This is a genomic window from Veillonella sp. T11011-6 (genome assembly GCF_002959755.1).
Classification (GTDB): Bacteria; Bacillota; Negativicutes; order Veillonellales; family Veillonellaceae; genus Veillonella.
Genome location: NZ_PPCW01000001.1, coordinates 432,098 through 458,209 on the forward strand (window position 1 = coordinate 432,098; position 26,112 = coordinate 458,209).

22 protein-coding genes, 1 other RNA gene and 1 other annotated feature are annotated in these 26,112 nt (G+C 38.4%); all 23 genes read right to left on the reverse strand.

Annotated elements, in window-relative coordinates; translation table 11 throughout:
- Positions 1-14: 14 nt before the first annotated feature.
- The 23 genes from VRHSUH10_RS02040 to VRHSUH10_RS02155 all read right to left on the reverse strand — a co-directional run bounded on the left by VRHSUH10_RS02040 (position 15) and on the right by VRHSUH10_RS02155 (position 26,004).
- On the reverse strand, positions 15-401 hold the full coding sequence (locus VRHSUH10_RS02040) for a YdcP family protein (protein ID WP_000985015.1): 387 nt from the start codon (positions 399-401) through the stop codon (positions 15-17).
- 15 nt (positions 402-416) lie between these two features.
- Positions 417-731: a YdcP family protein gene (locus tag VRHSUH10_RS02045; protein WP_000420682.1), complete on the reverse strand. Its 315-nt coding sequence runs from the start codon at positions 729-731 to the stop codon at positions 417-419.
- A 441-nt stretch (positions 732-1,172) separates the two neighbouring features.
- Entirely contained in the window at positions 1,173-2,621 is a 1,449-nt protein-coding gene (gatB, locus tag VRHSUH10_RS02055) for an Asp-tRNA(Asn)/Glu-tRNA(Gln) amidotransferase subunit GatB (protein WP_105089249.1), read from the reverse strand.
- Positions 2,618-4,078: an Asp-tRNA(Asn)/Glu-tRNA(Gln) amidotransferase subunit GatA gene (gene gatA, locus VRHSUH10_RS02060; RefSeq protein WP_105089250.1), complete on the reverse strand. Its 1,461-nt coding sequence runs from the start codon at positions 4,076-4,078 to the stop codon at positions 2,618-2,620. The genes gatB and gatA overlap by 4 nt, the downstream gene beginning before the upstream one ends.
- An 11-nt stretch (positions 4,079-4,089) precedes the next feature.
- Positions 4,090-4,380, reverse strand: coding sequence for an Asp-tRNA(Asn)/Glu-tRNA(Gln) amidotransferase subunit GatC (gatC, locus tag VRHSUH10_RS02065; RefSeq protein ID WP_004696952.1), 291 nt, complete (start codon positions 4,378-4,380; stop codon positions 4,090-4,092).
- A 74-nt stretch (positions 4,381-4,454) separates the two neighbouring features.
- Positions 4,455-6,458, reverse strand: coding sequence for an NAD-dependent DNA ligase LigA (ligA, locus tag VRHSUH10_RS02070; protein WP_105089251.1), 2,004 nt, complete (start codon positions 6,456-6,458; stop codon positions 4,455-4,457).
- Positions 6,459-6,485: 27 nt separating this feature from the next.
- Positions 6,486-8,675: a DNA helicase PcrA gene (gene pcrA, locus VRHSUH10_RS02075; RefSeq protein WP_105089252.1), complete on the reverse strand. Its 2,190-nt coding sequence runs from the start codon at positions 8,673-8,675 to the stop codon at positions 6,486-6,488.
- A 104-nt stretch (positions 8,676-8,779) separates the two neighbouring features.
- The gene (locus VRHSUH10_RS02080; protein ID WP_105089253.1) at positions 8,780-9,721 is read right to left on the reverse strand and encodes a manganese-dependent inorganic pyrophosphatase; all 942 of its coding nucleotides are present in this window, start codon (positions 9,719-9,721) and stop codon (positions 8,780-8,782) included.
- Between the two features lie 155 nt (positions 9,722-9,876).
- The gene (locus VRHSUH10_RS02085; protein WP_105089254.1) at positions 9,877-13,059 is read right to left on the reverse strand and encodes an efflux RND transporter permease subunit; all 3,183 of its coding nucleotides are present in this window, start codon (positions 13,057-13,059) and stop codon (positions 9,877-9,879) included.
- Positions 13,060-13,073: 14 nt separating this feature from the next.
- Positions 13,074-14,201 (reverse strand): efflux RND transporter periplasmic adaptor subunit, encoded by a 1,128-nt coding sequence (locus tag VRHSUH10_RS02090; RefSeq protein WP_105089255.1) that lies wholly within the window; start codon positions 14,199-14,201, stop codon positions 13,074-13,076.
- A gap of 386 nt (positions 14,202-14,587) precedes the next feature.
- Positions 14,588-14,929: a transfer-messenger RNA gene (gene ssrA / locus VRHSUH10_RS02095) on the reverse strand.
- Between the two features lie 79 nt (positions 14,930-15,008).
- On the reverse strand, positions 15,009-16,166 hold the full coding sequence (gene bioF / locus VRHSUH10_RS02100) for an 8-amino-7-oxononanoate synthase (RefSeq protein WP_105089256.1): 1,158 nt from the start codon (positions 16,164-16,166) through the stop codon (positions 15,009-15,011).
- A gap of 1 nt (position 16,167) precedes the next feature.
- A complete protein-coding gene (locus VRHSUH10_RS02105) occupies positions 16,168-16,899 on the reverse strand; it encodes a 6-carboxyhexanoate--CoA ligase (protein WP_105089257.1) in 732 nt (243 codons plus the stop codon).
- Positions 16,899-17,399 (reverse strand): hypothetical protein, encoded by a 501-nt coding sequence (locus VRHSUH10_RS02110; protein WP_105089258.1) that lies wholly within the window; start codon positions 17,397-17,399, stop codon positions 16,899-16,901. The genes VRHSUH10_RS02105 and VRHSUH10_RS02110 overlap by 1 nt, the downstream gene beginning before the upstream one ends.
- Positions 17,400-17,550: 151 nt before the next feature.
- Complete coding sequence (gene smpB, locus VRHSUH10_RS02115; protein ID WP_004697155.1) at positions 17,551-18,021, reverse strand: SsrA-binding protein SmpB; 471 nt, start codon at positions 18,019-18,021, stop codon at positions 17,551-17,553.
- 8 nt (positions 18,022-18,029) lie between these two features.
- A complete protein-coding gene (gene rnr, locus VRHSUH10_RS02120) occupies positions 18,030-20,393 on the reverse strand; it encodes a ribonuclease R (RefSeq protein ID WP_105089259.1) in 2,364 nt (787 codons plus the stop codon).
- A gap of 55 nt (positions 20,394-20,448) precedes the next feature.
- Positions 20,449-20,685 carry a preprotein translocase subunit SecG gene (gene secG, locus VRHSUH10_RS02125; RefSeq protein WP_004695991.1) on the reverse strand — a complete coding sequence of 79 codons (237 nt, stop codon included), beginning with the start codon at positions 20,683-20,685 and terminating at the stop codon, positions 20,449-20,451.
- A gap of 5 nt (positions 20,686-20,690) precedes the next feature.
- On the reverse strand, positions 20,691-21,365 hold the full coding sequence (sigH, locus tag VRHSUH10_RS02130; RefSeq protein ID WP_105089260.1) for an RNA polymerase sporulation sigma factor SigH: 675 nt from the start codon (positions 21,363-21,365) through the stop codon (positions 20,691-20,693).
- Positions 21,366-21,437: 72 nt separating this feature from the next.
- The gene (locus VRHSUH10_RS02135; RefSeq protein ID WP_105089261.1) at positions 21,438-21,971 is read right to left on the reverse strand and encodes an NYN domain-containing protein; all 534 of its coding nucleotides are present in this window, start codon (positions 21,969-21,971) and stop codon (positions 21,438-21,440) included.
- A gap of 2 nt (positions 21,972-21,973) precedes the next feature.
- On the reverse strand, positions 21,974-22,705 hold the full coding sequence (rlmB, locus tag VRHSUH10_RS02140; RefSeq protein ID WP_009351349.1) for a 23S rRNA (guanosine(2251)-2'-O)-methyltransferase RlmB: 732 nt from the start codon (positions 22,703-22,705) through the stop codon (positions 21,974-21,976).
- A 1-nt stretch (position 22,706) separates the two neighbouring features.
- Positions 22,707-23,183 carry a Mini-ribonuclease 3 gene (locus VRHSUH10_RS02145; protein ID WP_105089262.1) on the reverse strand — a complete coding sequence of 159 codons (477 nt, stop codon included), beginning with the start codon at positions 23,181-23,183 and terminating at the stop codon, positions 22,707-22,709.
- Positions 23,173-24,621, reverse strand: coding sequence for a cysteine--tRNA ligase (gene cysS, locus VRHSUH10_RS02150; RefSeq protein WP_105089263.1), 1,449 nt, complete (start codon positions 24,619-24,621; stop codon positions 23,173-23,175). Before cysS ends, VRHSUH10_RS02145 begins: the two co-directional genes overlap by 11 nt.
- Before the next feature lie 49 nt (positions 24,622-24,670).
- Positions 24,671-24,876 (reverse strand) — a binding site (T-box leader).
- A gap of 156 nt (positions 24,877-25,032) precedes the next feature.
- On the reverse strand, positions 25,033-26,004 hold the full coding sequence (locus tag VRHSUH10_RS02155) for a bile acid:sodium symporter family protein (protein WP_105085687.1): 972 nt from the start codon (positions 26,002-26,004) through the stop codon (positions 25,033-25,035).
- Between the last annotated feature and the right edge of the window lie 108 nt (positions 26,005-26,112).

Below are 26,112 nucleotides of genomic sequence, written 5' to 3' on the forward strand. Positions count from 1 at the left end.
TTTCTACCTAGCGACTATTTGTCTTGTGTCGGTTCTTTCTTTGCTTGTGGTTGAGCTTTGAATGAACTAGAATCCTTTGTCAGCACAATATCGTCTGCCTTGATATACCAGTCAACATCTGCTCCTTGATAGGTGGCAGTAGCAACGGTGTCCGCAATGGGATTGATAAGTTCCACCCGTGCGTTATAATCAAACTCTTTCAAAGGCACGCTGGCAGGAATACTTACTTGAATCATGCGTCCTTGTCCTTTGGATTTTAAGTCATAGGTACGTTCCTTGATTTCATCTGAAACCGACCCGTCTTCATTTTGGATTCTCACTTCACGACGTAGAGCAGAGAATTTCAATTCTCCAAAAGTCGTGTCTTTATCTAATACAATGCCATTTGCTAATCTCATCATTTTTCCTCTCTTTCTTTATTCTTTTATCATGTCGTCAGCATGTAAAAGGTAATTTGTAAAACCACGAGTGCCGATTTTGTAGCCCTCTGCGGTAATACGTGGATTGACTAACTTCACACGTTCCTCAAAGCCGAAATGTTTTTCGCCAGCTTCAGCAGGAAGCACCACCACAATATCATCTGCTCTTTGAACATCAGAATAGAGATTATAGCTTCTTGATAAGACAGTTAGCCGTCCGTTGATTCTTCGCTGAACGACTTTATCCTCGCCAGCAAATTCTAAATTGCCGAATGTTTTTTCCATGTTGGGAATCACAAATTTAAGTTCCATATTTTTACCTATCCTTTCTTTTTTATTGGCTGAATGAATGTTTGATGGTCTTAAAGAGTGGGGAACGACCTTTTGATTCTTGATTTTTTGTTTTCATAAGTTCACTTCCTTTCAAAATCGGGTAAAAAAATAGACACCTCATTTTTTGAAGTGTCTACCTATTAAATATTCAAATTTTATTGGAAGTATCTTTATATCTTCACTTTTCAAGGATAAATCGTCGTATCAAAGCTCATTCATAAGTAGTAAATTAGTAGTAAATTGAGTGGTTTTGACCTTGATAAAGTGTGATAAGTCCAGTTTTTATGCGGATAACTAGATTTTTATGCTATTTTTAGATAAAAAAATGCAAAAAAATATCCCCTATAGATATGAATTCATATATCTATAGAGGATATTTTTGTTTGTATTGCTTTATGTGACTATAAGCTAACGGGCCAATTAGTCTTTCAAGTATTTTTGAAGCAATTCATTTACCATACCTGGGTTAGCACGGCCTTTAGATTCTTTCATAACTTGACCAACTAAGAAGCCAATAGCCTTGCCATTACCGCTCTTGAAGTCTGCCACTGGTTGTGGGTTGTTAGCAATAACTTGCTTAACGATTTCTTCAATAGCACCAGTATCTGTGATTTGAACAAGACCTTCTTCTTTTACGATAGTATCGGCATCCTTGCCGGATTCCCACATAGATACGATAACTTTTTTCGCAATTTTACCGGAAATTGTACCTTTATCAATAAGGGCAATCATACCAGCCAAGTTTTCTGGACTTACTTTAGATTCAGCAAATGTTAAACCACTTTCATTAATCATCTTGGACAAGTCACCAAGCATCCAGTTAGCCACAGTCTTAGCATCTGCACCTGCTTTTACAGTAGCATCTAAGAAATCTGCAGTTTTACGAGATACAGTAAGGATTGTTGCATCTTCACGAGATAACCCATATTCAGATACAAAGCGTTCAATCTTAGCATCTTGCAATTCAGGTAATGCACGACGTACTTCTTCGATTTTTTCGTCCGTAATTACGATTGGTACCAAATCTGGTTCAGGGAAGTAACGGTAATCGTTTTCTTCATCTTTCTTACGCATACCAATAGTAATGCCTTGAGCATCATCCCAAGTACGTGTTTCTTGATCTACTTTGCCGCCAGCTTCGATCAACTTAGCTTGACGCAATGCTTCATATTCAACAACCTTTTGGATAGCTGTTAAGGAGTTAACGTTCTTAGTTTCTGTACGTGTGCCAAACTCTTTAGTACCGCGCAAACGCACGGATACGTTACAGTCACCACGCAAAGAACCTTCTTCCATACGACCGTCAGATACTTCTAAGTATTGCAAGATAGAACGTAGTTTTTCAACATAGGCTCTCGCTTCTGCGCCGGAACGAATATCTGGTTCGGATACGATTTCAAGAAGAGGTACACCAGTACGGTTATAGTCAACATTAGAAGATTTAGAATCGGAAATAGTGTTACCACTATGAACGAGTTTACCAGCATCTTCTTCCATGTGAATACGCGTAATACCAATGCGTTTAGTTTCACCATTTACTTCAATGTCCAAATGACCATTTAAGCAAATTGGCAAATCATATTGAGATGTTTGATAGTTTTTAGGCAAATCAGGATAGTAGTAGTTTTTACGGTCAAATTTATTAAAGTTTAGAATTTCACAGTTCAATGCTAAACCAACTTTGATAGCAAATTCTACTACTTGTTTATTTAACACAGGCATAGCACCAGGTAAGCCAAGGCAAACTGGGCATACATGTGTATTTTGATCGCCGCCGAATTCAGTGGTACAACCACAGAAGATTTTAGACTTAGTCTTAAGCTCTGTATGAACCTCTAAACCAACGACTGTTTCGTATTTACTACTCATAGAGAAACCTCCCCAGTTGGTGCTACTAATTGACAGTCCGGACGTGCTTGTTCAAATGTGAAAGCAGCACGTAATAATGTTTCTTCACCCATAGCAGGGCCAAGTAATTGTAAGCCGATTGGCAAATTGCTGCTACTCATACCTGCTGGAATGCTAATACCTGGAATACCTGCAAGGTTTGCTGGTACTGTACAGATATCTTCTAAGTACATTGCCAATGGATCATTTGCTTTTTCACCAAATTTATAAGATGTATTAGGTGCAGTTGGTGTTAAAATCAAATCCACTTTGGAGAATGCTTCATCAAATTCATTTTTAATGAGGCGGCGTACTTTTAATGCTTTCAAATAGTAAGCATCATAGTAACCAGCGCTCAATACATAGGTACCTAACAAGATACGGCGTTGTACTTCAGGACCAAAGCCTTCTGTACGAGTTTTAGTAGACATATCTACTAAGTTATCTGCAGGTACCCGCATACCATAACTTACACCGTCATAACGAGCCAAATTGGAGCTAGCTTCTGCCAATGCGATGATATAGTATGCAGACAATGCATATTTAGAATTAGGCAAGGAAACCTCAACGATTTCAGCACCTAATTTTTTGTATGTTTCGATAGCTTCTTCCACAGCTTTACGAACTTCGCTATTGAGGCCTTCACCAAAGAATTCTTTTGGTACACCAATTTTTAGATTTTTTACATCATTTACAAGTGCTGTAGTGTAGTCTACACGAGTGCCTGGAATAGATGTGGAATCTTTTATATCATGCCCAGAGATTGCATTTAATACTAACGCTGCATCTGTTACATCACGTGTAACAGGTCCAATTTGATCCAAAGAAGATGCGAAAGCAATTAAACCATAACGAGATACATTTCCGTATGTTGGTTTTAAGCCTACAACGCCACAGAAGGATGCTGGTTGACGAATAGACCCACCTGTATCAGAGCCGAGAGCCCAAATAGCAGACCCGCTGGATACCGCTGCTGCACTACCACCAGAAGAACCACCTGGTACACAATCAGCATTCCAAGGATTAGATGTTTTAGCTAATGCAGAGTTCTCTGTAGAGCCACCCATAGCAAATTCGTCCATGTTAAGTTTACCAAGGCTAATATAATGATTGTCTTGTAAACGTTCAATAACTGACGCATTGTATGGAGGCACAAAGTGTTCTAACATTTTAGATGCACATGTTGCAGGTTCATCTTTAATACAAATATTATCTTTAATGGCACCAGGAATACCTGCCAATGGGGAAATAGCTTCACCTTTAGCAATTGCTTCATCTACAAGCTTAGCTGTAGCCAAAGCACGATCATGAGAATCGGATAAGTACGCATGTACAGTCGGTTCCACTTTCGCTTTATGTGCAATAACAGCATTCGTCAATTCAACAGCGCTGATTTCTTTATTCACTAGTTTCTTGTGTAATTCATGAATTGTTGCCACAGCGAAACCTCCTATTCTTGTACAACGCGAGGTACTTTAAAGTACCCATCCTCTGCTTCTGGAGCATTGGATAAAGCTAAATCATGATCGAGGGATGGTTTTGTTTCATCCTCTCTAAATACATTGTGCAATGGTACTGCATGAGCCATAGGCTCTACACCATCAAGTTCTAATGCATCTAGTTCAGCAACATAAGTCAAGATGTCGGACAACTCTTTTTCTACATGTGCCATATGTTCTTCCTTAACTTCCAAGCGTGAAAGTAAGGCGATTTTTTTAATTTCCTCTTGGCTGATTTTCATCGAGACACATCCTTTCATAATTATTTATTATAAAGCAAATAATATATATTTTCAAAATATTGTAGAATGTATGTCTATTGGATTTCTCCGAGTTCCCGTAGGAGTTCTACAAACTCTTCTTCATTCATAACACGAACACCCAATTCATTTGCTTTAGTAAGTTTACTACCACTGTCTTCGCCAGCAATAACAAGGGTTGTTTTCTTAGATACGGAACCTGTCACCTTAGCCCCATGAGCTTCAAGAATCTTACCAGCTTCACTGCGGCCCATAACTTCAAGTTTACCTGTGAGAACGACGATTTCCCCTTCCATTTGGTTGCCTGCTGCTTCAACAACATCTACAGTCATCTTAAGTCCTGCCGCTGTTAAGCCTTCAATGATTTCTACATGAGCAGGATCTTGACGATATTCAACAATACTATCAGCCATTGTAGGACCAATCTCTTCTACTGCAACGAGTTCTTCCTTAGTAATAGTCATGAATCGTTCCATAGATTTCACAACACTTGCAATTGTTCCGGCTGCTTTAGATCCAATTAGTCGAATACCAAGACCATATAGTACACGATCTAATCCGCGAGATTTAGAATCTCCGATAGCTTTTACCAAATTCTCTGCAGATTTCTTACCCATCCGATCCATAGTAACTAATTGATCTACTGTTAAATGATATAAATCAACAACATTAGTGATTAATTTGTTATTGATGAGGTTTTCTACAATGCTAGGTCCGAGACCATCAATATTCATAGCATCGCGAGATGCAAAATGGATAATTTGTTCTTTTTCAATGGCAGGGCAGTGTTTATTAGTACAACGAACAGCGGCTTCACCTTCACGACGAACTGCCGGAGAGTCACATACTGGACAGCGATTTGGAATGATGAAAGGCACCTCAGAACCATTACGTTTTTCTGGAACTACCCTAATAACCTCTGGAATAATCTCGGCTGCCTTGTGAATGATCACGTGGTCACCAATGCGAATATCTTTTTCATTGATGAAGTCTTGATTATGTAATGTAACACGACTTACATTTGTACCCGATACGAATACAGATTCCAATTCACCAGTTGGAGTAAGAACCCCCGTACGCCCCACATTGATAGTAATATCCTTAAGAATGGTCTCTACCTCTTCTGGCGGATATTTGTAAGCTGTAGCCCACTTAGGATCCTTCGCAGTACTGCCAAGTACCTCTTGATCATCAAAACTATTAACCTTAATTACCATACCGTCTGTATCGTAAGGCAACTCATGACGCTTTTCACCCCAATAATTAATAGCCTCGATTACCTCGTCAATTGTTTCACAAACGCGATAATGAGGATTTACAGAAAACTTAAATGTTTCTAAGCTTTGTAATAATTCCTCTTGGCTATGAATATTGGCACCCACTTCAGAACCTATTGCATAGGCAAAGAATGCTAAATTACGACTAGCCGTAATCGCTGGATCTTGTTGACGTAAAGAACCTGCTGCTGCATTGCGAGGATTTACAAAGGTTGGTAAGCCCTCTTCATCGCGTTCTTCATTAATGCGTTTAAATTCGCTATGAGGCATGTAGGCTTCACCGCGAACCTCAATAAATTCAGGTGCATTTTCTAGATATAAGGGAATGGATTTAATTGTTCGTACATTGGCTGTAACATCTTCACCAACACGGCCATCACCACGTGTTACAGCACGTACAAACATGCCATTTTCATAGTGCAAATTAACAGCTAAGCCATCTATTTTAAGTTCTACTACATAAGCAGAAGGCTTATGGCCCAATTCCTTTTCTACGCGATTTGCAAACGCACGCACTTCATCAGCACTAAATACATTAGATAAGCTCAACATAGGGCGGCCGTGAACGACCTTTTCAAAGGAACCTTCCACCTTCATTCCTACACGTTGTGTTGGAGATGATGGCACAATATATTCAGGATGAGCTGTTTCTAAATCAACGAGCTCTCGATATTTTTTATCGTATTCAAAGTCACTCATTGTAGGAGCATCTTTTACATAGTATAAATACTGTGCATGAGTCAGCTCTTGTTGTAACTCTTTAATTCTATCTTTCGGATTCATCTTCTATCCCTTTTATACAGAAAACAATTAACCCTTTTTAACAGGTGCAAATTTAGCCATTACCACACGTACACCTTGTGTGGGGAATTCAATAGTTAGCTTCATACCAGCCCCTTCGCCGGCAACATTGATAACTTTACCATTACCCCATTTACTATGAATAGCTGTGTCGCCAACTTTCCAATCAGCAATCACTTCATTTCGAACAATTGGTTTAGTGACAGGACGGCTAGTAACACTCATATGTTGTGGTACATGGCGCTTAATATCATCAGGAACTTTACGCTTAGCACGCAAACCATCTACTAACTCTTCAGGAATTTCGTCGATAAAGCGAGATGGTAAATAACTACTAGTACGACCAAATACGGTACGCGTAGTAGCATTAGAAATATATAATTCCTTTTCAGCACGAGTAATACCTACATAGGCAAGACGACGTTCCTCTTCGATTTCCTCAGGGTTCATCAAGGTGCGGCTATGAGGGAATAAGCCTTCCTCCAAGCCTCCTAAGAATACGATTGGGAACTCCAAACCTTTGGCAGCATGTAATGTCATTAATGTTACTTTAGATTCTTCTTGCTCGAAGGAATCTACATCATTAACAAGGGCCACTTGCTCTAAGAAATCCTCAACAGTACCCGTTGGATTAGTATCTTGAAAGTCTTTAGCTACAGATAAAAGTTCACCAATATTCTCAGCGCGAGCCTGGTCTTGTGGATCTGTACTTTCTTCCAACTGTGCCAAGTAACCTGTTCTATCAAGAATAGCTTCTAAAATATCGAGTACCGTTTTATCTTCCATTTCAGCTACAAGAGTAAAAATAAGGATGCCGAATTCTTCTAACTTTTCCTTTGTTTTACCTTTAATCGTATCTACAAGATGCAACTGTGTTAATGTCATAAACAAGGATGTGCCATTTGCACGAGCATAATCTTGTAGTTTTGCCACTGTAGTTGCACCAATACTACGCTTAGGTACATTGATGATACGTAATAAGCTCAAATCATCGAATGGATTATATAACACGCGTAAGTAAGCTAAAACGTCCTTAATTTCTTTACGATCATAGAACTTTGTGCCCCCTACCATCGTATATGGCAGCGCCCGTTTAATTAGCGCTTCTTCAAGTACACGAGATTGAGCATTTGTACGATACAAAATAGCCATATCGCCATAAGGTACGCCATGAATATCGTGCTTTTTAGCAATAGTATCGCCGATGAAAGCTGCTTCTTCATGTTCAGATTGTGCCGTAAAATGCTGGATTTTAGCGCCTTCAGTCTTGTCTGTCCATAAGTTTTTCTTTGGACGACCTTCGTTATTTTCAATTACCGCATTGGCTGCATCAAGGATAATCTTTGTAGAGCGGTAGTTTTGCTCCAACTTAATAGATGTACAGTTCGGATAATCCTTTTCAAAGTCTAAGATATTTTGAATATCTGCACCACGCCAAGCGTAAATACTTTGATCAGCATCACCTACAACGGCAATATTTTTCCAATGAGATGCTAATAATTTAGCCAATAAATATTGGGCATGGTTCGTATCTTGATATTCGTCGATCATGACATAACGAAAACGCTTACTATACTTATCTAGAACAGCTGCATTAGATTGTAATAACTTTACAGCAACCAATAAGAGGTCATCAAAGTCTAAGGCATTATTTTTGCGTAATTCCCGTTCATAATATTCATATACATCGGCTACCTTTTGTTGGTAAAAGTCTCGTGCTTGCTTTCTAAAATCAGAGGCAAATAACAATTTATTCTTTGCATCTGAGATAGCAGCAATCATAGCACCTACGGGATAGTATTTATCGTCGAGGTTTAATGCCTTTAAGGCAGCCTTAATAACCGCTTGAGAATCAGATGTATCATAGATTGTAAAGTTACTGTTATAACCTAAGAAGTTATCTAGCTCAAAACGCAAAAATTTCGCACAGAAGCTATGGAATGTGCTGAGCCAAATTCGATTAGCTACATCACCTACTAAACCTTCTACACGACTTTTCATTTCTTTTGCCGCTTTATTGGTGAACGTAATGGCTAAGATTTCATAAGGATTAACACCTTGAGCCAATAAATGTGCAATACGAACAGTTAAAACCTTTGTTTTACCAGATCCGGCACCAGCTAAAATTAATAAAGGGCCTTCCGTATGTTGAACGGCTTGTTGTTGCTCTTTATTTAAACCTGTTAATAATGAATTCATCGGAACACCCCTATCGCCCTTACATATACTATAGTTTCATAATCATATAAATAGAGAAGAAGAACGTTGCAAGCAACGTTCTTTTCCCTTTGTATACTACTATACTATTTCATAGCACCAAGAATTGGTGGTACGATTTGTTTTTTACGAGACATAGTATTTGGCAAGAATACGCCATTGTCTTTAACTTCTTTTTCAAATGCTTTTGTTACTACTTCTTCCACATCACCACTGAATAACAATGTAGTGCTTTCATCAAGAATATTTGTAATCATGATGTAAGATGCATCATAGTTATTAGCGCTGCGAAGAGCCTCTAATGCAGCTACAAGTTCAGCTTGTTTAGCCAATACATCTGTTGTATCCATAACAGAAATTTGACCGATAGAAATTGTTTTACCTGCTTCGGAGAATTCTTTCATATCTGTACGAACGATGTCGTCGTTAGTCAAATCAGAAATATCTGCACCAGCTTTTAACATATCAAGGCCATAGGACTCGATATCTACACCAGCGATTTCCGCCAATTTATGTGCCATTTCTTTATCTGTTTCTGTGCATGTTGGAGAGCGGAATAAAACAGTATCAGAAATGATAGCGGACAACATCAAACCAGCAATAGTTTTAGGAATTTCTTGATTGTTTTCCATGTACAATTTAGTAATGATTGTATTAGAGCAACCTACTGGTTCTAAACGCATAAATACAGGACCATCAGTTTCGAAATCACCAATGCGGTGATGATCCACAACGCCGCACATATTCATAGACTTGTAACCGTCAATGATTTGTTTAGATTCATTGTGGTCTGTTAAATATAAGTTACCACCTTCTGGAGCAAATTCTTCCCAATTCTTAACGATTTGAGGGTGTTCAAAACCAAAATGATTCAATACGTATGTTGTTTCCTTATTTGCTTCACCTGCACATACTGGAGTAGCTGGTGTACCCATTTGTGTTAAGAAATTAGCAAAGGAAATAGCAGAACAAATAGAATCTGTATCAGGGCTTTTATGACCTGCTACATATGTTTTTACATCACTCATAATATACCTCTTTTATATAAATTTCACACTTAATATCGACTTACGTCAATCCGATTTTTAACTCTATTATTATATCATAAATTATATAAAAAAACACGCCACTACTAAGTAGTGACGTGTTTTTATCATTCTAAAAAATTATCTAATGTAAATGATTAGTCGTGATTTTTTTTGCGGTTTGTAAACAAACCAGGTCCAAGTGTTTCAATGATGATGAACAGCATTGGAATGATAAAGATACCAAACAATGTTGCTGTTGTCATCCCTGCTACTACAGTAATACCCATGGATGTACGAGCACCAGAACCAGCACCAGTAGATACTGCCAATGGCAATACACCAAGGATAAACGCAAAGGATGTCATCAAAATTGGACGTAAACGAATTTTTGCAGCTTCGATAGCGGCATCAACAACGTTCATACCACGTTCGTCAACACGGATCTTAGCGTACTCAATAATCAAAATCGCATTTTTTGCAGCCAAACCAACAAGGGTTAAGAGACCAATCTGCATGTAAATATCATTAGCTAAGGAATATCTGCCTGTAAAGTTCAACAAGAATGGAACTAAAGAAGCACCAATCATACCAGATGGTACGGAGAACAATACGGCAAATGGTACCTTCCAAGATTCATACAAGGCAGCCAAAATTAAGAATACAAATACTAGACCTAAACCAAGAATCATGATGGTTTGAGAACCAGCTTTCAACTCTTCACGAGATTGACCTGCCCAGTCATATGTATAACCGGCTGGTAATGTTTTAGCTGCCGCCTCTTTCAATGCATTAATCGCATCACCAGAGGAGTAACCATTCGCTTGAGAACCACCGATTTGTACAGCCATGGCATTATCAAAACGAGTAATACTAGACGGTGTACCTGTTTGTTCCTTCGTAATATAGTTAGATACTGGAACCATAAGGCCCTTGCTATTACGAACAGCTAGCATATTAAGCTGTTCTGCATTTTGACGATAAGCGTCTTCAGCTTGAACTACTACTTTATAGTTTTTACCATATGTAGTAAAGTCATTGACTTGAATACTACCATAGAAACCTTGCAATGTAGTAAAGATATCAGCTAATGCCACGCCATCTTGAGCCGCTTTTTCACGATTCACATCAAATTGTAAGGATGGTGTAGATGTATCAAATGTAGTGTAAATAGATCGAATTGCTGGACTCTTACGAGCTTCTGCTAAGAATTCATTAGCACGTTCCGCCATAACTTGTGGGCTGTCACCAGCTTTGTTAATGAGGTACATGCTGAAACCACCTGTAGAACCTAGACCTGGAATAGATGGTGGGTTCATAGCAATTACAGTTGCTTCTGGTACCTTTTCAGCAGCAAAGCCAAATGTTTGACCAACCATGGCATTAATTGATGTTGCTTGTGTTGTACGATACTTCCAGTCAGACATAGTAGCAAAGATTACACCTGCACTTGATTTTTGACCACCACCTAAGAGGTCAAAGCCTGCTACAGTAAATACCTCTTGGAATAATTGCTCATCTTTTGGCTTTTCAGGATCATTTTTACCTTCTAAGAAGGAAGCAATTTTTTCAAGGGTCGCCATAGTACGCTCAGATGTGGCACCTGGCGGCTCATTAACAGCAATCATGTAATAACCGCTATCCTCTGCAGGTACAAAGGATGTTGGTAAGAAATGGAATACTAAACCAGTACCACCAGCAAAGATTAACAATGCAATAACGGTTAAGCTCAAACGATGGCTTAAACGAGCCAATTGGATACCATACCAATTGCTGAAACGTTCTAGGCCTGCATTGAATTTATTTAACTGACAATGTACCAAATCTTCACGCTCTTTAGGTGTGTGAGGTTTTAACATCGTAGCACATAGTGCTGGTGTTAATACAAGGGCAACAATCGCAGAAATAACAACAGATACAGCGATTGTTAATGCAAACTGTTTGTAAAGAATACCTGTCATACCACCCATGAAGGCAACTGGTACGAATACAGCTACCAATACAAAGGCGATACCAATTACAGGGCCTTGTACATTTTCCATCGCTTTAATAGCCGCCTCTTTCGGAGGTAAGCCATTATATTTTAATTCATACTCTACCGCTTCTACTACTACGATAGCATCGTCAACAACGAGGCCGATAGCTAATACCATGGCGAATAATGTTAACGTATTGATAGAGAAATCAAGTAATACGAAAGCACCAAATGTACCTAGCAAGGATACTGGAACAGCAATCATAGGAATAATTGTAGATCGCCAGGATTGTAAGAATACATATACTACAAAAAGAACGAGTAGTAATGCTTCTACAAAGGTATGCTCTACCTCATTGATAGATGCACTTACGAATTTAGTATTATCTACAACTACGTTATATTGCATATCTGGTGGGAAGGATTTAGATTGTTCATCTAGTACCTTCTTAACATTCGCAATAGTTTCTAATGCATTCGCATCATTTTGAAGAGAAATAGCAAAACCTGCTACCTCTTTATGCGCGGACTTAGCAATAAAGTCATATCCTTTAGCACCAATTTGAATGCGAGCAACATCTTTTAGATGCAATACCTTACCATTAGAGCTTTTAATAGCAATATTACCAAATTGTTCAGGTGTTACAAGACGACCTTCAATTTTGATAGGGTATTGAAATGCTTGTTCCCCATTAGTAGGATTTTGACCAACTGTACCTGCCGCAGCCTGTAAGTTTTGTCCCTTAATAGCTGATGTTACTTCAGAAATAGTAACACCAAGATTTTGCATCTTCGCTGGATCCAACCAAATGCGCATAGCATAATCAGAACCGAACTCTTGTACAGAACCGACACCCTTAATAGCTTTAATAGCATCCATCATATAGTTGGTAGCATAGTTCTTTAAGAATGTAGAATCATAAGTACCATCAGGTGAGTTCAAGGAGAATACCATAGCCATATCACCAGAAGATTTAGTAGTTGTAACACCAACTGCTTGTACCTCTGCAGGTAATTGAGCAAGTGCTGCTTGTACACGGTTTTGTGTATTAACCGTATCCATATCGGCATCTGTGCCTTGATTGAACTGAACAGTCAAAGAGTAACTACCATTACTAGAGCTACTAGATGTCATATAGTCCATATCTTGTACGCCTACGATTTGTGTTTCAATAACACTGGCTACCGTATCATTAACAACTTGAGCCGTTGCACCTGTATAGGCAGTGTTTACACGAACTGTAGGTGGAGAAATTTGTGGATATCGAGCTATCGGAAGGTTCATCATAGAAATGAGACCTACCAAGGTAATAACAATGGCTATTACAATGGCAAAGATAGGTCGATTAATAAAGAATTTCGACACGATCTAGCCCCCTTCTATTTTGTAGCTTTTAATTGTTCTTTTGAAAGCAATTTAGCATTAACCTTCACACCGTTTTTAACCTTAGTTAAGCCATCAACGATGATTGTGTCTCCAGGTGCTAAACCGGCTTTAATAATTGTATCGCTACCACTTGTACCGCCAACTTCAACACTTTTTTGTTCTACTACACCATCAGCATTTACAACATAGATAAAGTTTTTATCCATAATTTGAAGAATGGCACGACTAGGAACAAGAATAGCATCTTTGAGTTTTTGACCAGGAGAAATCACTGTAGCAAACATATTTGGCAACAACAAATGATCAGGATTTGGGAAAGATGCTTTCAACACAAGCTTACCTGTTGATTGATCAAGACTTTTTGCTGCTTGAACAATAGAACCTGGTTGATTATATGTTTCACCGTCTGCAAGTTTTAATTGAATGTTTGGACCATTGGAATCATCGCCAGTTGGATTTTTCATGAAGTCAAGATATTCTTGTTCAGTCATGCTAAATTCAACAAAGATAGGATCAATGGAGTCAATTGTAACTAAAGTTGTAGAACCAGCTTGTACAAATGTACCCATATCAATATCGTCCATACGTAATGTACCGGAATATGGTGCATATACTATTGTGTCACCCAAGTTATCTTGAGCAATTTTTACAGATGCTTCATATGCTTCATATGCTGCCTTAGCTTGTTCTGTAGTACTGCGTTGTGTATCTACACGTTGTTGCGCAATAGCATCTTGTTGCGCCAATGTTTCATAACGATTAAGATCTACTTCAGCATTTTTGTAAGTCGCATTAGCTTGAGCAGCTTGCGCTTCTGCATTAGCAAGACTAGCTTCGTACTGACGAGAGTCGATACGATATAATGGTTGGCCAGCTACAACTTGCTCCCCACCTTTAACATATTTTTCAACAACATAACCAGTTACACGAGCATGTACAGCTACAGAGTTTTCTGCAACTACAGTACCAGCATAGGTTTGGTTTACCTGTGCATCGCTGGCAGTAATTTTGTATGCATTGACACTCACGTCGCCTGCTTGCTGTTGATTGCTGCCACATCCAGCAACCATTACAGCGGATACAACGAGAGCCGCTAACATACGGGAATAACGGAACTTCATTATCTGTACTCCTTTACACGAAACTAATCATCTATGTGTCATAATTACATAAATATCTATATATATTTTACAGGATTCTATAGACAAAGTCAATTTTTTTCGATACCCTTACACCTTTATAAAACATAGATAAAATCTGATCAAATTCATATTCATTGTGCACAATCAAAACGATAAAAATTATTGACATTTTAGATTCTTTGTGTACACATTTTCTAATTAAATATCTGTGCTCCGTGGGGAAATCAAGGGGAAATAAAGGGGAAATTTCAAGCGAATAAATACGTATTTTAGCAAACATATAGGAAAACTAAAAAAAGCTAGAAGATTAGGTAACTACTGCGTTTGTACAGTAATCACGCCTCTTCTAGCTTTAGCTTTAATATTGGTGGAGATGAGGGGAGTCGAACCCCTGTCCAGAAGTGTTGCCATATAGACTTCTCCGAGCACAGTCTATGATTTAAGTCTCAGGTTGCTACCGCTCACAGACAAGCTACACAACCCCAGTTCATATTGTCTCGCCTAATTCATATGAACAACTGAATTAAGCCAGCCTACGGTTTGACGTCCATTCACACTTGGTAGGCACAAGTATGAGGGACGTAGCTTATGCAGCTAATGCAAAATTTTCTTCTGCGTTTAAATGTTTTCCCACCGTTTAACGGCCTCATGGAACGCCGACTCGCTATCTATACCACACGCACCCCTGTCGAAACCTTTACATCCCCGTGCGTCGGTCTCATAATTATAAGCCTATTTATTAGTGCTGTCAATTCAACCAAAACTTCACTAGACCAACATTCTTATTTACCTTACTGTCTGCATCGCTTTATGCAATGTATGACATACATAATCTATTTGTTCTTTATTATGAGCGGCTGTAACGGTCAATCGAATTCTGCTTTCACCAATAGGTACTGTAGGCGGACGAATAGCGGTGCCTATAATGCCAGCCTCATATAGATAATCAGATACTGCAAGTGTATCTTCATTACTTCCGATTAGAATTGGGAAAATTGGCGTTTCATTGGTCGCATCAATTCCCATAGAAATTAATTGATCTGCCATATAGTTTACATTTTCTTGTAAACGCCCTAAAACAGATGCATCTGTCTCAAGAACCTGTAGTGCAGCTAGGGCCGCCCCTATATCAGCAGGAGATAATGCGGTGGAGAATATAAAGCTACGACTCGTATTAACGAGATAATCTATGATAGTGCTATTTGCAGCTACATAACCACCAACAGATCCTAAGGATTTACTCAATGTACCGAGTTGAATATCTATCTCTTTCTCTAAATTGAAATAAGCAGCCGTACCATGACCATTACCGATTGTTCCAGTGGCATGCGCATCGTCTACCATGAGCAATGCATTATAGTCACGGCTTAATTCATATAGTTTATCAAGCGGTGCAATATCCCCATCCATGCTAAATACACCATCTGTGACAATAAGCTTTCTTGCATTACGATCTACTTGCTTTAATAAAAACTTTAGTTCGTCTACATCACAATGGCTATAAGCCTTTACTGCTCCTCTACTCAATCTACAGCCATCAATAATACTAGCGTGATTTAAAGCATCACTAAAAATGATGGTATGTTTATCAGCTATAGCAGAAATAGTTCCTACATTGGCCATATAGCCTGTATTAAATACGAGGGCTTTTTCAGTATTCTTAAATTTTGCTAATTCGTTTTCTAGATCTGTAAATAATGGAAACGTACCAGATACGAGGCGTGAACCACCAGATCCAGTTCCATATTGTTGAGTCCCTTTCAGGGCCCCTTCTATTACACGAGAATCAAAAGTTAAGCCCAAATAATTATTTGAAGCCATCATCAAATATTCTTTATCATCTCGTTTTACTCGCACTGCATCAATAGGGCAGTATTCTTTTAAGGTTCGTAGATTATGATTCTGTACCTTAGCATCTAATTGTCCTTTAAAATATTCGTACATTCTATCTCCGTTGAACAAGTACTGGAGCACACTCCAAATACTCAATTACTCTTTCACTATCTATATCAGATTGAACAAAGAAAACGCGTCCCCCTATATTAGATCCTAATTCTTTCATATTAGGAATTCGATGATATACACCATTACAAGCCACATAGCCTACTGTATAATCTGGATCATCAGACCAACATAATTCTCCCACAACACCATCAGCGGATTGCACCTTAGAGGCTAATACTAAGGCCTCTCTCATATGTTCATTATCACCTAATGCATGAGAGTCAAAGGAGTCCATATGACTCACACGTACACCGCGATTTCCTTCATCTAAGCGTTCACCCGAAATAGCATCTACTAACATAGCACCGCGCATGGATCTATCTAAATTTTTTAACATACCGATAGCTTTTCTAACAGCAGTTTCAGTAATAGTAGTACCTTGTAAAAGTTTAGTTGCCAATTGATGGGATTCAGGAATGCTACTAGTCCTATGTTCTTCTACCTTTAAACAATCTATGTATATAATCTTCTCTGATGGGATTAAATCTACTGTAATATTTATAAAATCAGCAGTTCCTTTGCTGTGATGCAGTGCACGTTCAGCTAAGGATTGTGCTATGGTGCCAACATCATCTAATTTTACGATACGCTCTGCCCCAGAAATATGGTGGCCCCCGTTTTCATGGGGACCACCTTGTGCTGCACGCATGCGTACACTATATAATTCACTCATTATGATACCTTGCCTTTTATTACATGATTTTGATCTGCTTGACTATGAATTTTACGGAATACCTTTACAAATACTGGAGCCATAATAACCGTAAAAATCATGCCAGGCACTGCCAAGGCAACCATAGGTAATGCGGCTTTACCAATATATACGGACAAGGTTAAACGCGCCAAGGCCGATGCAATTGGGCCTGAAATCATAATACCGATCAAGTGATTATGGCACATCCAAAGGATTAGACCTACAATGAGACGGAATTGCATGGCAATCATAACATTTAAAATAGTTTGAGTACCTAGTGCTAGGCCAATTAAGCTAGATAGACATCCACTAATAATATACTTCTTAAAACCGAATACGGCACATATTGCTACCGCTAACGGGGCCGATAATTGAAACTCTATACCTGGAATAACATTAGGTATTTTAATAGCCCCTAATACAGTAATCATAGCAGTTAAAATAGCGACCTCAGTAATGTACCGAATGTTCTGATTCATGATGTTTCTCCTCTACTTAGAAAATGTCAACCACAAACACGACTCTTTGTTTACATTATAAATTCAATATACATATTTATCAACTAAAAATACAGAGTAAGTTGACAAATATCACAAAAAAATCGAGCCATTATGACTCGATTTCTTTATTTTAATATTTTTGTTGTTCTTTAAGTCTCTTAGCAATATCTCGCTTAGCATCGCGTTCTGCCATATCTTGACGCTTATCATACAGCTTTTTACCAGTTACAAGACCAACGGTTACCTTTACATAACCATGACTGAAATGGAAATTGAGCGGCACTAAAGAGAATCCTTTCTCCTTAACCTGAGCATGCAGTTTATTGATTTCAGATTTATGCATCAACAATTTGCGAGTTCGTTCAGGTTCATGATTAAAGCGGTTCCCCTGTTCGTATGGACTAATGTGAACGCCATACAATAAGAGCTCACCTTTATCAATGCGACAAAAGCTGTCTTTTAGGTTCAGCTTACCTTGACGTATGGATTTAATTTCAGTACCTGTCAAAGCAATACCGGCTTCATAGGTTTCATGAATATTAAAATCATGACGCGCCTTACGATTATCAGCAATAAGAGATGGACTAGATTGTTTCGCCATATATACCTCTATCGTTTACGTTTACTTTTAGATTTCTTAGATTGATTGCGCTTCGATGTTTTATTAGATTTCTTACGACTTGATTTGCCTTTACCAGATTTTTTACTGAAAGTATCATATCTAGAATGGCCGGATTTACTGCTATCACGTCGGGAAGATTTTTTACTAGATTTGCCCGAAGATTTACGACCTTTACGACTACCAAAGCTATCTCGACTATTTGCATAGTCAGAACCATTGCGCAATTGTTCTTGAATAGCCATTAGATTATTAACTTCACCTAGTACAAAGTCGATTTGTTTCTTTTCTACATCAGCTTTCACTAATGTAACCGTTACCTTTTCACCTAAGTGATAGGTTTTACCGGATCTCTTACCTACGAGCACAAAATGTTCTTCATCGAAGAAATAATAATCATCGTTCATCATGCTCATATGCACGAGACCATCGATACCATTTTCTAACTCTACAAACATCCCAAAGGACGTAATGCTAGAAATTGTTCCTTCAAAGACTTCTCCTACAAATGGAACCATATATTGCGTCTTTTTGAGATCTACTGTATCTCGTTCGGCCTCAGTGGCAACTTGTTCTTGTATAGAAGAATGTTCTACAGCCCCCACTAAGAAGGTTTCATCTACATCGCGTTTAGAATAGCCATTTTCCCAATGCATATCCGCTTTTAAAAGACGGTGAACCATTAAGTCTGGATATCGTCTAATAGGAGATGTGAAATGCGTATAACATGTGGATGCCAAACCAAAATGGCCCACATTGTTGGTACTATATTTAGCTTGCTGCATAGAGCGCAAGGTCATAATTTGAGCTACTTGCTCAATATCTTGCCCTTTTACTACATCTAAGATCTTTTGGAAATCTCGTGGTGTTACACCATCAGTACTAAGTACTAAGTTTTGACCTAAATAATTAAGCACCTTTTGGAATAAATCTAGTTTTTCTTCACTAGGATTCTCATGAATACGATATACCGATGTACGGTGTGTATGCTCTAAATGTGTAGCCACTGTTTCATTGGCAATGAGCATACATTCTTCGATAAGTCGTTCCGCCATAGTACGATCTCGTTTTACGATACGTAACGGTGTACCATCATGATCGAGTAATACTTTATATTCAGGAAAATCAAAATCTAAAGCACCTCTACGACGACGCATTCGATTCAAAATCTTAGAGATTTCTGCCAAATCATGCAGCATAGGCATAAAGTCTTGTAAGTCATGAGGAATAATATTTTCCTCTAATGCTTTATAGACCTCTTTATAGCTACAACGACGTCCTACATGGATAATAGATGGACGAATACGATAATTTACAACCTTACCATCTTTATCTATTTCCATCATACACGTCATAGCATAACGGTCTTCATGAGCATTTAAACTACAAATTCCGTTAGATAGAACCTCAGGTAACATCGGTACTACACGATCTACTAAATACACAGATGTACCGCGTTTATAAGTCTCATTATCAATAGCCTGTCCGGATACTACATAATGACTCACATCTGCAATATGTACACCTAACTCATAATTACCATTTGGTAATTTTCGGCCACTCACAGCATCGTCTAAATCTTTTGCATCTTCCCCATCGATAGTGACCATTTGTAAATCACGAAGATCCCAGCGGGCAGGGTCTTCATGAATAAAGGTATCAATTTTCTTGCTCGCTTTGATAACATCATCGGGGAAATTAAATGGAATCTTATGATTAGCCATGATGCAGTTAATATCAAGACCTACATCGCCCTTATAACCAAGAATTTCAGTAATAATGCCTTCTGGCTTTTTATCGCCTTCAGGCCATTTAGTAATTTTCACTAATACCTTTGCGCCACTACGTGCATCTAATGTATTTTTTAAGTCTACAAAGATATCAGTCCCTATCCGTTCATCATCAGGGATAACAAAGCCAAAGTGTTGTTGTCTGTCATAGGTACCTACAACCGTCTCATTAGCTCGTTCAATCACATCAACGATAATGCCTTCTCGTTTATGCTTAGTATAGTTAGAATGTACAATGCGAACTCGAACCTTATCATTGTGCATAGCAGTCCCTTTATTTTGTTCTGCTACATATATATCTTCATCTTCAGGCATAATCACAAAGCCATACGACTTACGATAGCCCTTATAAATACCTTCATATTCTTCATTTTGTTGTTCTGCATATTGATATACATCAGGTCGAGAAGATGTTAGCACCCCTTCTCGAGCAAGCATTTTTGCTGAACGAATAAACATCTCAAGATCCTTACCACCACGGATGTGATTATCCATAGCAGCATCTTCAATATGATATGCATGTGGTTGTATAGATTTATAAAAGTCTAATACTTTCTTCTTCAAATCTTCACCTCCTTATTCTGAAAAAAGAAAAAGCCTGCAAAGCAGGCTTTCATCATTAGAATTGATTAATCATTGCCCCTAACACTAAGCTCAACACAGCAAAGATAATCCCCAATATAATCGTACATTTAGATAAGAAAGCGTCTAAACCACGTTGCTTACCACCAAAAGAAGAGTCTGCCGCACCAGAAACAGCACCACCCATGCCTGCGTTTTTGCTATTCTGTGCAACAACTACTACGATTAATAAGATAGATACGATAACTTCTACAATCATTAAGAAATTTGTCACGACTGTCATCCTTCCTGTGTGGCTCTGGGAGAATCCAAAACCCGATGTTCTAAATACTTCTCTAATTTACGTTTAACCCTTTGTAACGCATTGTCTATAGATTTGACACTGCGATCTGTGACCTCAGCCATTTCTTGGTAAGAACGTCCATCTAGATATCCTTCCAAGACCTCCCACTCGAGTTCACTTAAAATATGACCAATATTGCGTTCAATATCATCCAATTCCTCTTGGCTGATAATAAGATCCTCAGGATTGGTAACCTTTGCTGAGGATAGCATCTCGATCAACGTACGCTCTGATTCCTCTGTATATACCGGTTTATTTAACGATACATAAGAATTTAAAGGCGCATGTTTTTGTCTTGTTGCCGACTTAATAGCTGTAATAATTTGTCTAGTTATACAAAGCTCTGCAAAAGCTCTAAAGGACGCCAATTTATCATGTTTAAAATCTCGCGTAGCCTTATAGAGGCCAATCATTCCTTCTTGAATGATATCCTCTCGATCAGCACCTACCAAAAAATAAGAGCGTGCCTTTGCACGAACAAAGTTTTTATATTTATTAACAATATAATCGATTGCAAACTCATTTTGCTCTTCTTGAGCTATGACCACAACTTGCTCATCAGTCATTTCTTTGAAATTGTAATCGGACTTGCGTGTATGAATACTGTTCATATGCTCCTCCTTACAATTGAGCAGAAAAACCAATATATTCATTATACTGGAAGTATATGTGATTTTCAACTATCAATGGCCACGCCGTAATTTCTCTAGCTTTTCAGCTACTTCAGGAGATAATAAACCTCCTACTTCATTACGTCGCAAGCTAAATTGATCTCGTCTATGTTCATGAGCGTATTGTAGTCGTTCCTCTTCCTTAGCTATGCGAATCATATTTTGCAATTCTCGAGCTGGAATCCGTAAGCCCCCAGATCCAAGAATTTGATTTTGTTCTGCTCCATCAGAGGTTACAACATATACATTGGTATATTTGCCTTTCCGCAAAAATACCTCTCGTTCAATAAAGGAATCCGCCGTCTCTCCATCCTCAGTATAGACTTCTAGAAATCCACTCGTAATAGCCTCTATAGAGCCGCCAGATTTTGTATACTTACCATCAAACACAAGGATAACTTCGTATCCCTTGAATTTTCCGTAATTCAACAATTTATCTCTAAGCTCCATACGAGCATGTTCTAATGACTCATGAGCCAATTTCTTTAGATGAGTCCAGGCGAATATCACATTATATCCATCTACAATTAAGATATCTTTTAACATAATTATTTCGCTTGACGTTGACGTACCGCTTCATACATAAGAACGGCGGCTGCCACAGATGCATTCAAAGAATTTAAATTCCCATACATAGGGATGGTAACAAGGAAATCACAAGCCTCTTTCACAACGCGGCTAATGCCCTTACCTTCATTACCGATAACGATAACTGTAGGAATTGTCATATCTGCCTCGTATAAGGTGCGATCCCCTTCCATATGAGCGCCCATGACCCAAAAACCTTGTTTCTGAAGTTGTTTAATGGTTTGGGCTACATTCCCAACTTGTACAAGTGGAATTTGCTCAATGGCACCTGCCGATGTTTTAGCTACGGTAGCATTAATAGGTGCATTGTGACGCTTAGGAATGAGAACGGCCGTAGCCCCTACACATTCCGCAGTACGGATAATTGCGCCCATGTTATGCGGATCCTCAACACCATCTGTTAGGATAAGCAAAGGTACCTCATGATTCGTCTCTTGCAGCACTTCACCTAGTTCTTTAAATTGAACGGCAGATACAAGAGCGATAACCCCTTGATGTGGTACCTCTAAATCATATTTATTCATTTGTTTGATAGGTGTTGGACGCACTTCAATGCCTTGAGATTTAGCAAGGCCAACAATATCAGCTAGACCAGTTTTTACCTTATCTTCACTGACCATAATGCGTTGAATAGAGCGACCACTTCTAAGGGCCTCTTTAACCGCATTGCGGCCTACAATATAATTATCCATACTACATACCTCGTAGAGTTATTGAAAAGGCTTGCTTCATAACATCTTGTAAGCGCTCATCTTGACGTGTTTCATAAAGAAATCCAAGTACGGCTTCAAAAGCTGTGCTACTACGATATTCTTGAACAGAACTACTTTTTGGCACATTTACATTACTATTTCTAGCACGTCGTGCAATAGCTTGTTCTTGTTCTGTGAAAGTATCCTCTATTTCAAGCAATACCTTCGCTTGTGACTTAGCACAAATAAACTCAGTAACAATGGTGTGCAACACTTGTACCTTAGATATATTCATTTGTACTACTCGCTCACGAACATACATGGAGTATACGGCATCGCCAATATAAGCAAGCATAACTGCATCTGCACTGAGGCACTCCTCTATAGTTCGTTTACGCAAACGAAGCGGCTCTTGTTCAAGAGCCGTCAACTTTTTTATTGCTTCATTCTTTAAGAATTGAAATTGTTTAAACTTCACGTTTTTTCCACCGTGCACCTTGAGGGGAATCCTCAATAGTAATACCGATTTCAGCCAAACGATCGCGGATACAATCAGCTAATGCCCATTGTTTTTGATCGCGACATGCTTGACGTACAGACAAGATCACTTGCATTAATTCTTCATATTCAGCAGCATTAGCACCTGTGTTGCCTTCCCATGCTTTTTCAAGAATACCAATTACTTCTGTCATGAACTTGAAGATACGTTTAACCTCAGCAATAGCTTCTTGGCAAACAACACCTTCACGGCCTGTTACAACTTGATAGTAAATGTTGATTTCTTTAGCAAGACCGAACATGCTAGATGTAGCTAATGCAGTATTGAAGTCATCGCTCATAGCTGCTTCGAATTCTTCTTCATACTCTTTAGCTTTTTCTAATAAGTGTTGCGCTTCATCACATGGACCTGGTTCACATTTTTCAAGGTACAATAGATTTTCAATAGCAGTGCTTAAACGTTCTAAGGATTTATTTGCTTCTTCTAAACGTTCATCAGAGAAATCTAATGGACTACGATAATGTGTACTCAACAAGAAGTAGCGTAATGCATCTGGACTATATTGTTCTAAAATATCTTTTACCAAGAAGAAGTTATTCAAGGATTTAGACATTTTTTCAGAATTAATAGTAATGAAACCATTGTGTAACCAGTAGCGTACAGATGGATGTTGACCAGAACAACCTTCAGATTGGGCAATTTCGTTTTCATGATGAGGGAAGATCAAATCGCTACCACCACCATGGAAGTCAAACTCTGTACCTAAATATTTTTGGCTCATCGCAGAACATTCAATATGCCAGCCTGGACGACCATTTCCCCAAGGGCTTTCCCAATATGGTTCACCTGGTTTTGCTGCTTTCCATAATGCAAAATCCATAGGGTTTTTCTTACGGCCATCAACTTCGATACGAGCACCTGCTTCCATATCATCTAATGTACGGCCAGATAACTCACCATAATGTTCAAATTTATCAACGCTATAATATACATCGCCATCGAGTTCATAAGCATAGCCTTTTTCGATCAATGTAGAAATCATAGCGATAATGTCTTCGATATGTGTAGAAACACGAGGATAAATATCAGCACGTTGTACACCAAGTGCATCCATTACTTCAAAATAGCTATCGATATAACGGTTTGCAATAGTATCCCAAGATACACCTTCACCATTAGATGTATTGATGATCTTATCATCTACATCAGTAAAGTTTTGTACATATGTTACTTTATAGCCTACATGTTTCATGTAGCGACGAATTACGTCCCATGTTACGAATGGACGTGCATTGCCAATATGAGGATGATTATATGGTGTAACACCACATACGTACATCTTTGCCTCACCTGGTGTTACAGGATTAAACACCTCTTTTTGGCGCGTCATAGTATTATAAACTGTAATTTCTCTCATCGTTACCGATGCCTCCATGTTCGTAAAATAAAAAAGACCCCTCATCTCATACAGAGACGATGGTCCGCGGTTCCACTCTGTTAGGTACCAATGTAGTACCCACTCATCGCATAACGGCGCGTCACCGGACAAACCTACCTATAATCGGAGTGTCAGCTCGTGAATGCATTTCGTCTACCTATCCTTGAACCCTCCCACCATCGGTTCTCGCTAAAAAGTTAGTTGTAGAGTACTTCTTTCAGTCTTAGCTATTAGTAATAATCTATATTGAGATATGTAAATATTGTATCAATTATCCTATAGAATGTCAATGAAAACAAGAAAACCCTCATCTTTCAATATATCCAAATAATGTATTAGACATGCATATTTCGGATATAAATTTGAAAGATGAGGATGATGAATTAACTATTAAGCATTTTCCAATTTTTCTTGATCATCATGTTTTCGGCAAATACCTGCAAAGATAGATCCTGTAAAGTTATGAATGATAGAGAATACTGCACCTGCTACTGCCGCTTGAGGAGTAAAATGTTTAAGTGCTAAAGATACGGATAATGCAGAATTTTGCATTGCTACTTCGATTTGCATTGCACGGCGAGAAGAAATATCGATGCTCAAAGCCTTACATATAAAGTACGTTACAATATAACCACTCACATTTTGTACTAAACAAGCAACAAAGATGATAAAGCCTGTTTCAGCAATTTGTTTTTGATTTACTGCTGTAACAGCAGCCAAAATGAGCAATACTGCAATAGCCGCAATTGTAGGACATACATCTTTAACAGGTTCAATTTTAGAGCCAATGAAGTAATTCAATACGATACCTAAGATGATTGGTACCAATACGATTTTTACGATAGAAATAAACATCGGCATGAATTGAATTTCAATAGAAGATGTGGCACCTGCATACAATACAACGAATAAAGGTGTTAATACTGGAGCCAATAATGTAGAAACAGTCGTTGCAGATACGGATAATGGAACATTACCATTTGCAAGGAATGTCATAACATTAGAAGCAGTACCACCAGGACATGCACCTAACAAGATGAATCCGATACCAATTTCTGGTGGGAAATTAAAGATTAGGGCTACCAAGAAACCTGCTAATGGCATCCATAAGAATTGGATAACAGATACAAGGATAACTTTCATCGGTTGCTTAAATACATCAAGGAACACTTGAGCTGTTAATGTTAGCCCCATGGCAAACATTACAAATTGTAGCATGTACGCAATGTACGGCGTCATCCAAGAAAATACAGTTGGTAATAAATACGCTAACACTGCCATCAATAGCACTATCCATGAAAGATAGCTATTGAATAAGTGATTAAGAGAACGAATAATACTCATAAAAGCACTCACTTTCATAATAAATAAAAATAAAAGACGCCGATTATTATAGCATTTCTATAGAATAATCTCAATATATATAAAAAAGCTCTCATAACCATAGCTATGAGAGCTTTTAAATTAACT

Excerpts from the sequence above, each read along its gene's own strand:
- VRHSUH10_RS02080 (WP_105089253.1), bottom strand. The coding sequence starts at position 9,721 with ATGAGTGATGTAAAAACATATGTAGCAGGTCATAAAAGCCCTGATACA.
- gatB (WP_105089249.1), bottom strand. The coding sequence starts at position 2,621 with ATGAGTAGTAAATACGAAACAGTCGTTGGTTTAGAGGTTCATACAGAG.
- VRHSUH10_RS02155 (WP_105085687.1), bottom strand. The coding sequence starts at position 26,004 with ATGAAAGTGAGTGCTTTTATGAGTATTATTCGTTCTCTTAATCACTTA.
- VRHSUH10_RS02090 (WP_105089255.1), bottom strand. The coding sequence starts at position 14,201 with ATGAAGTTCCGTTATTCCCGTATGTTAGCGGCTCTCGTTGTATCCGCT.
- rlmB (WP_009351349.1), bottom strand. The coding sequence starts at position 22,705 with ATGGATAATTATATTGTAGGCCGCAATGCGGTTAAAGAGGCCCTTAGA.
- cysS (WP_105089263.1), bottom strand. The coding sequence starts at position 24,621 with ATGAGAGAAATTACAGTTTATAATACTATGACGCGCCAAAAAGAGGTG.
- VRHSUH10_RS02045 (WP_000420682.1), bottom strand. The coding sequence starts at position 731 with ATGGAACTTAAATTTGTGATTCCCAACATGGAAAAAACATTCGGCAAT.
- sigH (WP_105089260.1), bottom strand. The coding sequence starts at position 21,365 with ATGAACAGTATTCATACACGCAAGTCCGATTACAATTTCAAAGAAATG.
- VRHSUH10_RS02135 (WP_105089261.1), bottom strand. The coding sequence starts at position 21,971 with ATGTTAAAAGATATCTTAATTGTAGATGGATATAATGTGATATTCGCC.
- VRHSUH10_RS02110 (WP_105089258.1), bottom strand. The coding sequence starts at position 17,399 with ATGAATCAGAACATTCGGTACATTACTGAGGTCGCTATTTTAACTGCT.
- pcrA (WP_105089252.1), bottom strand. The coding sequence starts at position 8,675 with ATGAATTCATTATTAACAGGTTTAAATAAAGAGCAACAACAAGCCGTT.
- ligA (WP_105089251.1), bottom strand. The coding sequence starts at position 6,458 with ATGAATCCGAAAGATAGAATTAAAGAGTTACAACAAGAGCTGACTCAT.
- VRHSUH10_RS02040 (WP_000985015.1), bottom strand. The coding sequence starts at position 401 with ATGATGAGATTAGCAAATGGCATTGTATTAGATAAAGACACGACTTTT.
- VRHSUH10_RS02105 (WP_105089257.1), bottom strand. The coding sequence starts at position 16,899 with ATGAGTGAATTATATAGTGTACGCATGCGTGCAGCACAAGGTGGTCCC.
- smpB (WP_004697155.1), bottom strand. The coding sequence starts at position 18,021 with ATGGCGAAACAATCTAGTCCATCTCTTATTGCTGATAATCGTAAGGCG.
- gatC (WP_004696952.1), bottom strand. The coding sequence starts at position 4,380 with ATGAAAATCAGCCAAGAGGAAATTAAAAAAATCGCCTTACTTTCACGC.
- bioF (WP_105089256.1), bottom strand. The coding sequence starts at position 16,166 with ATGTACGAATATTTTAAAGGACAATTAGATGCTAAGGTACAGAATCAT.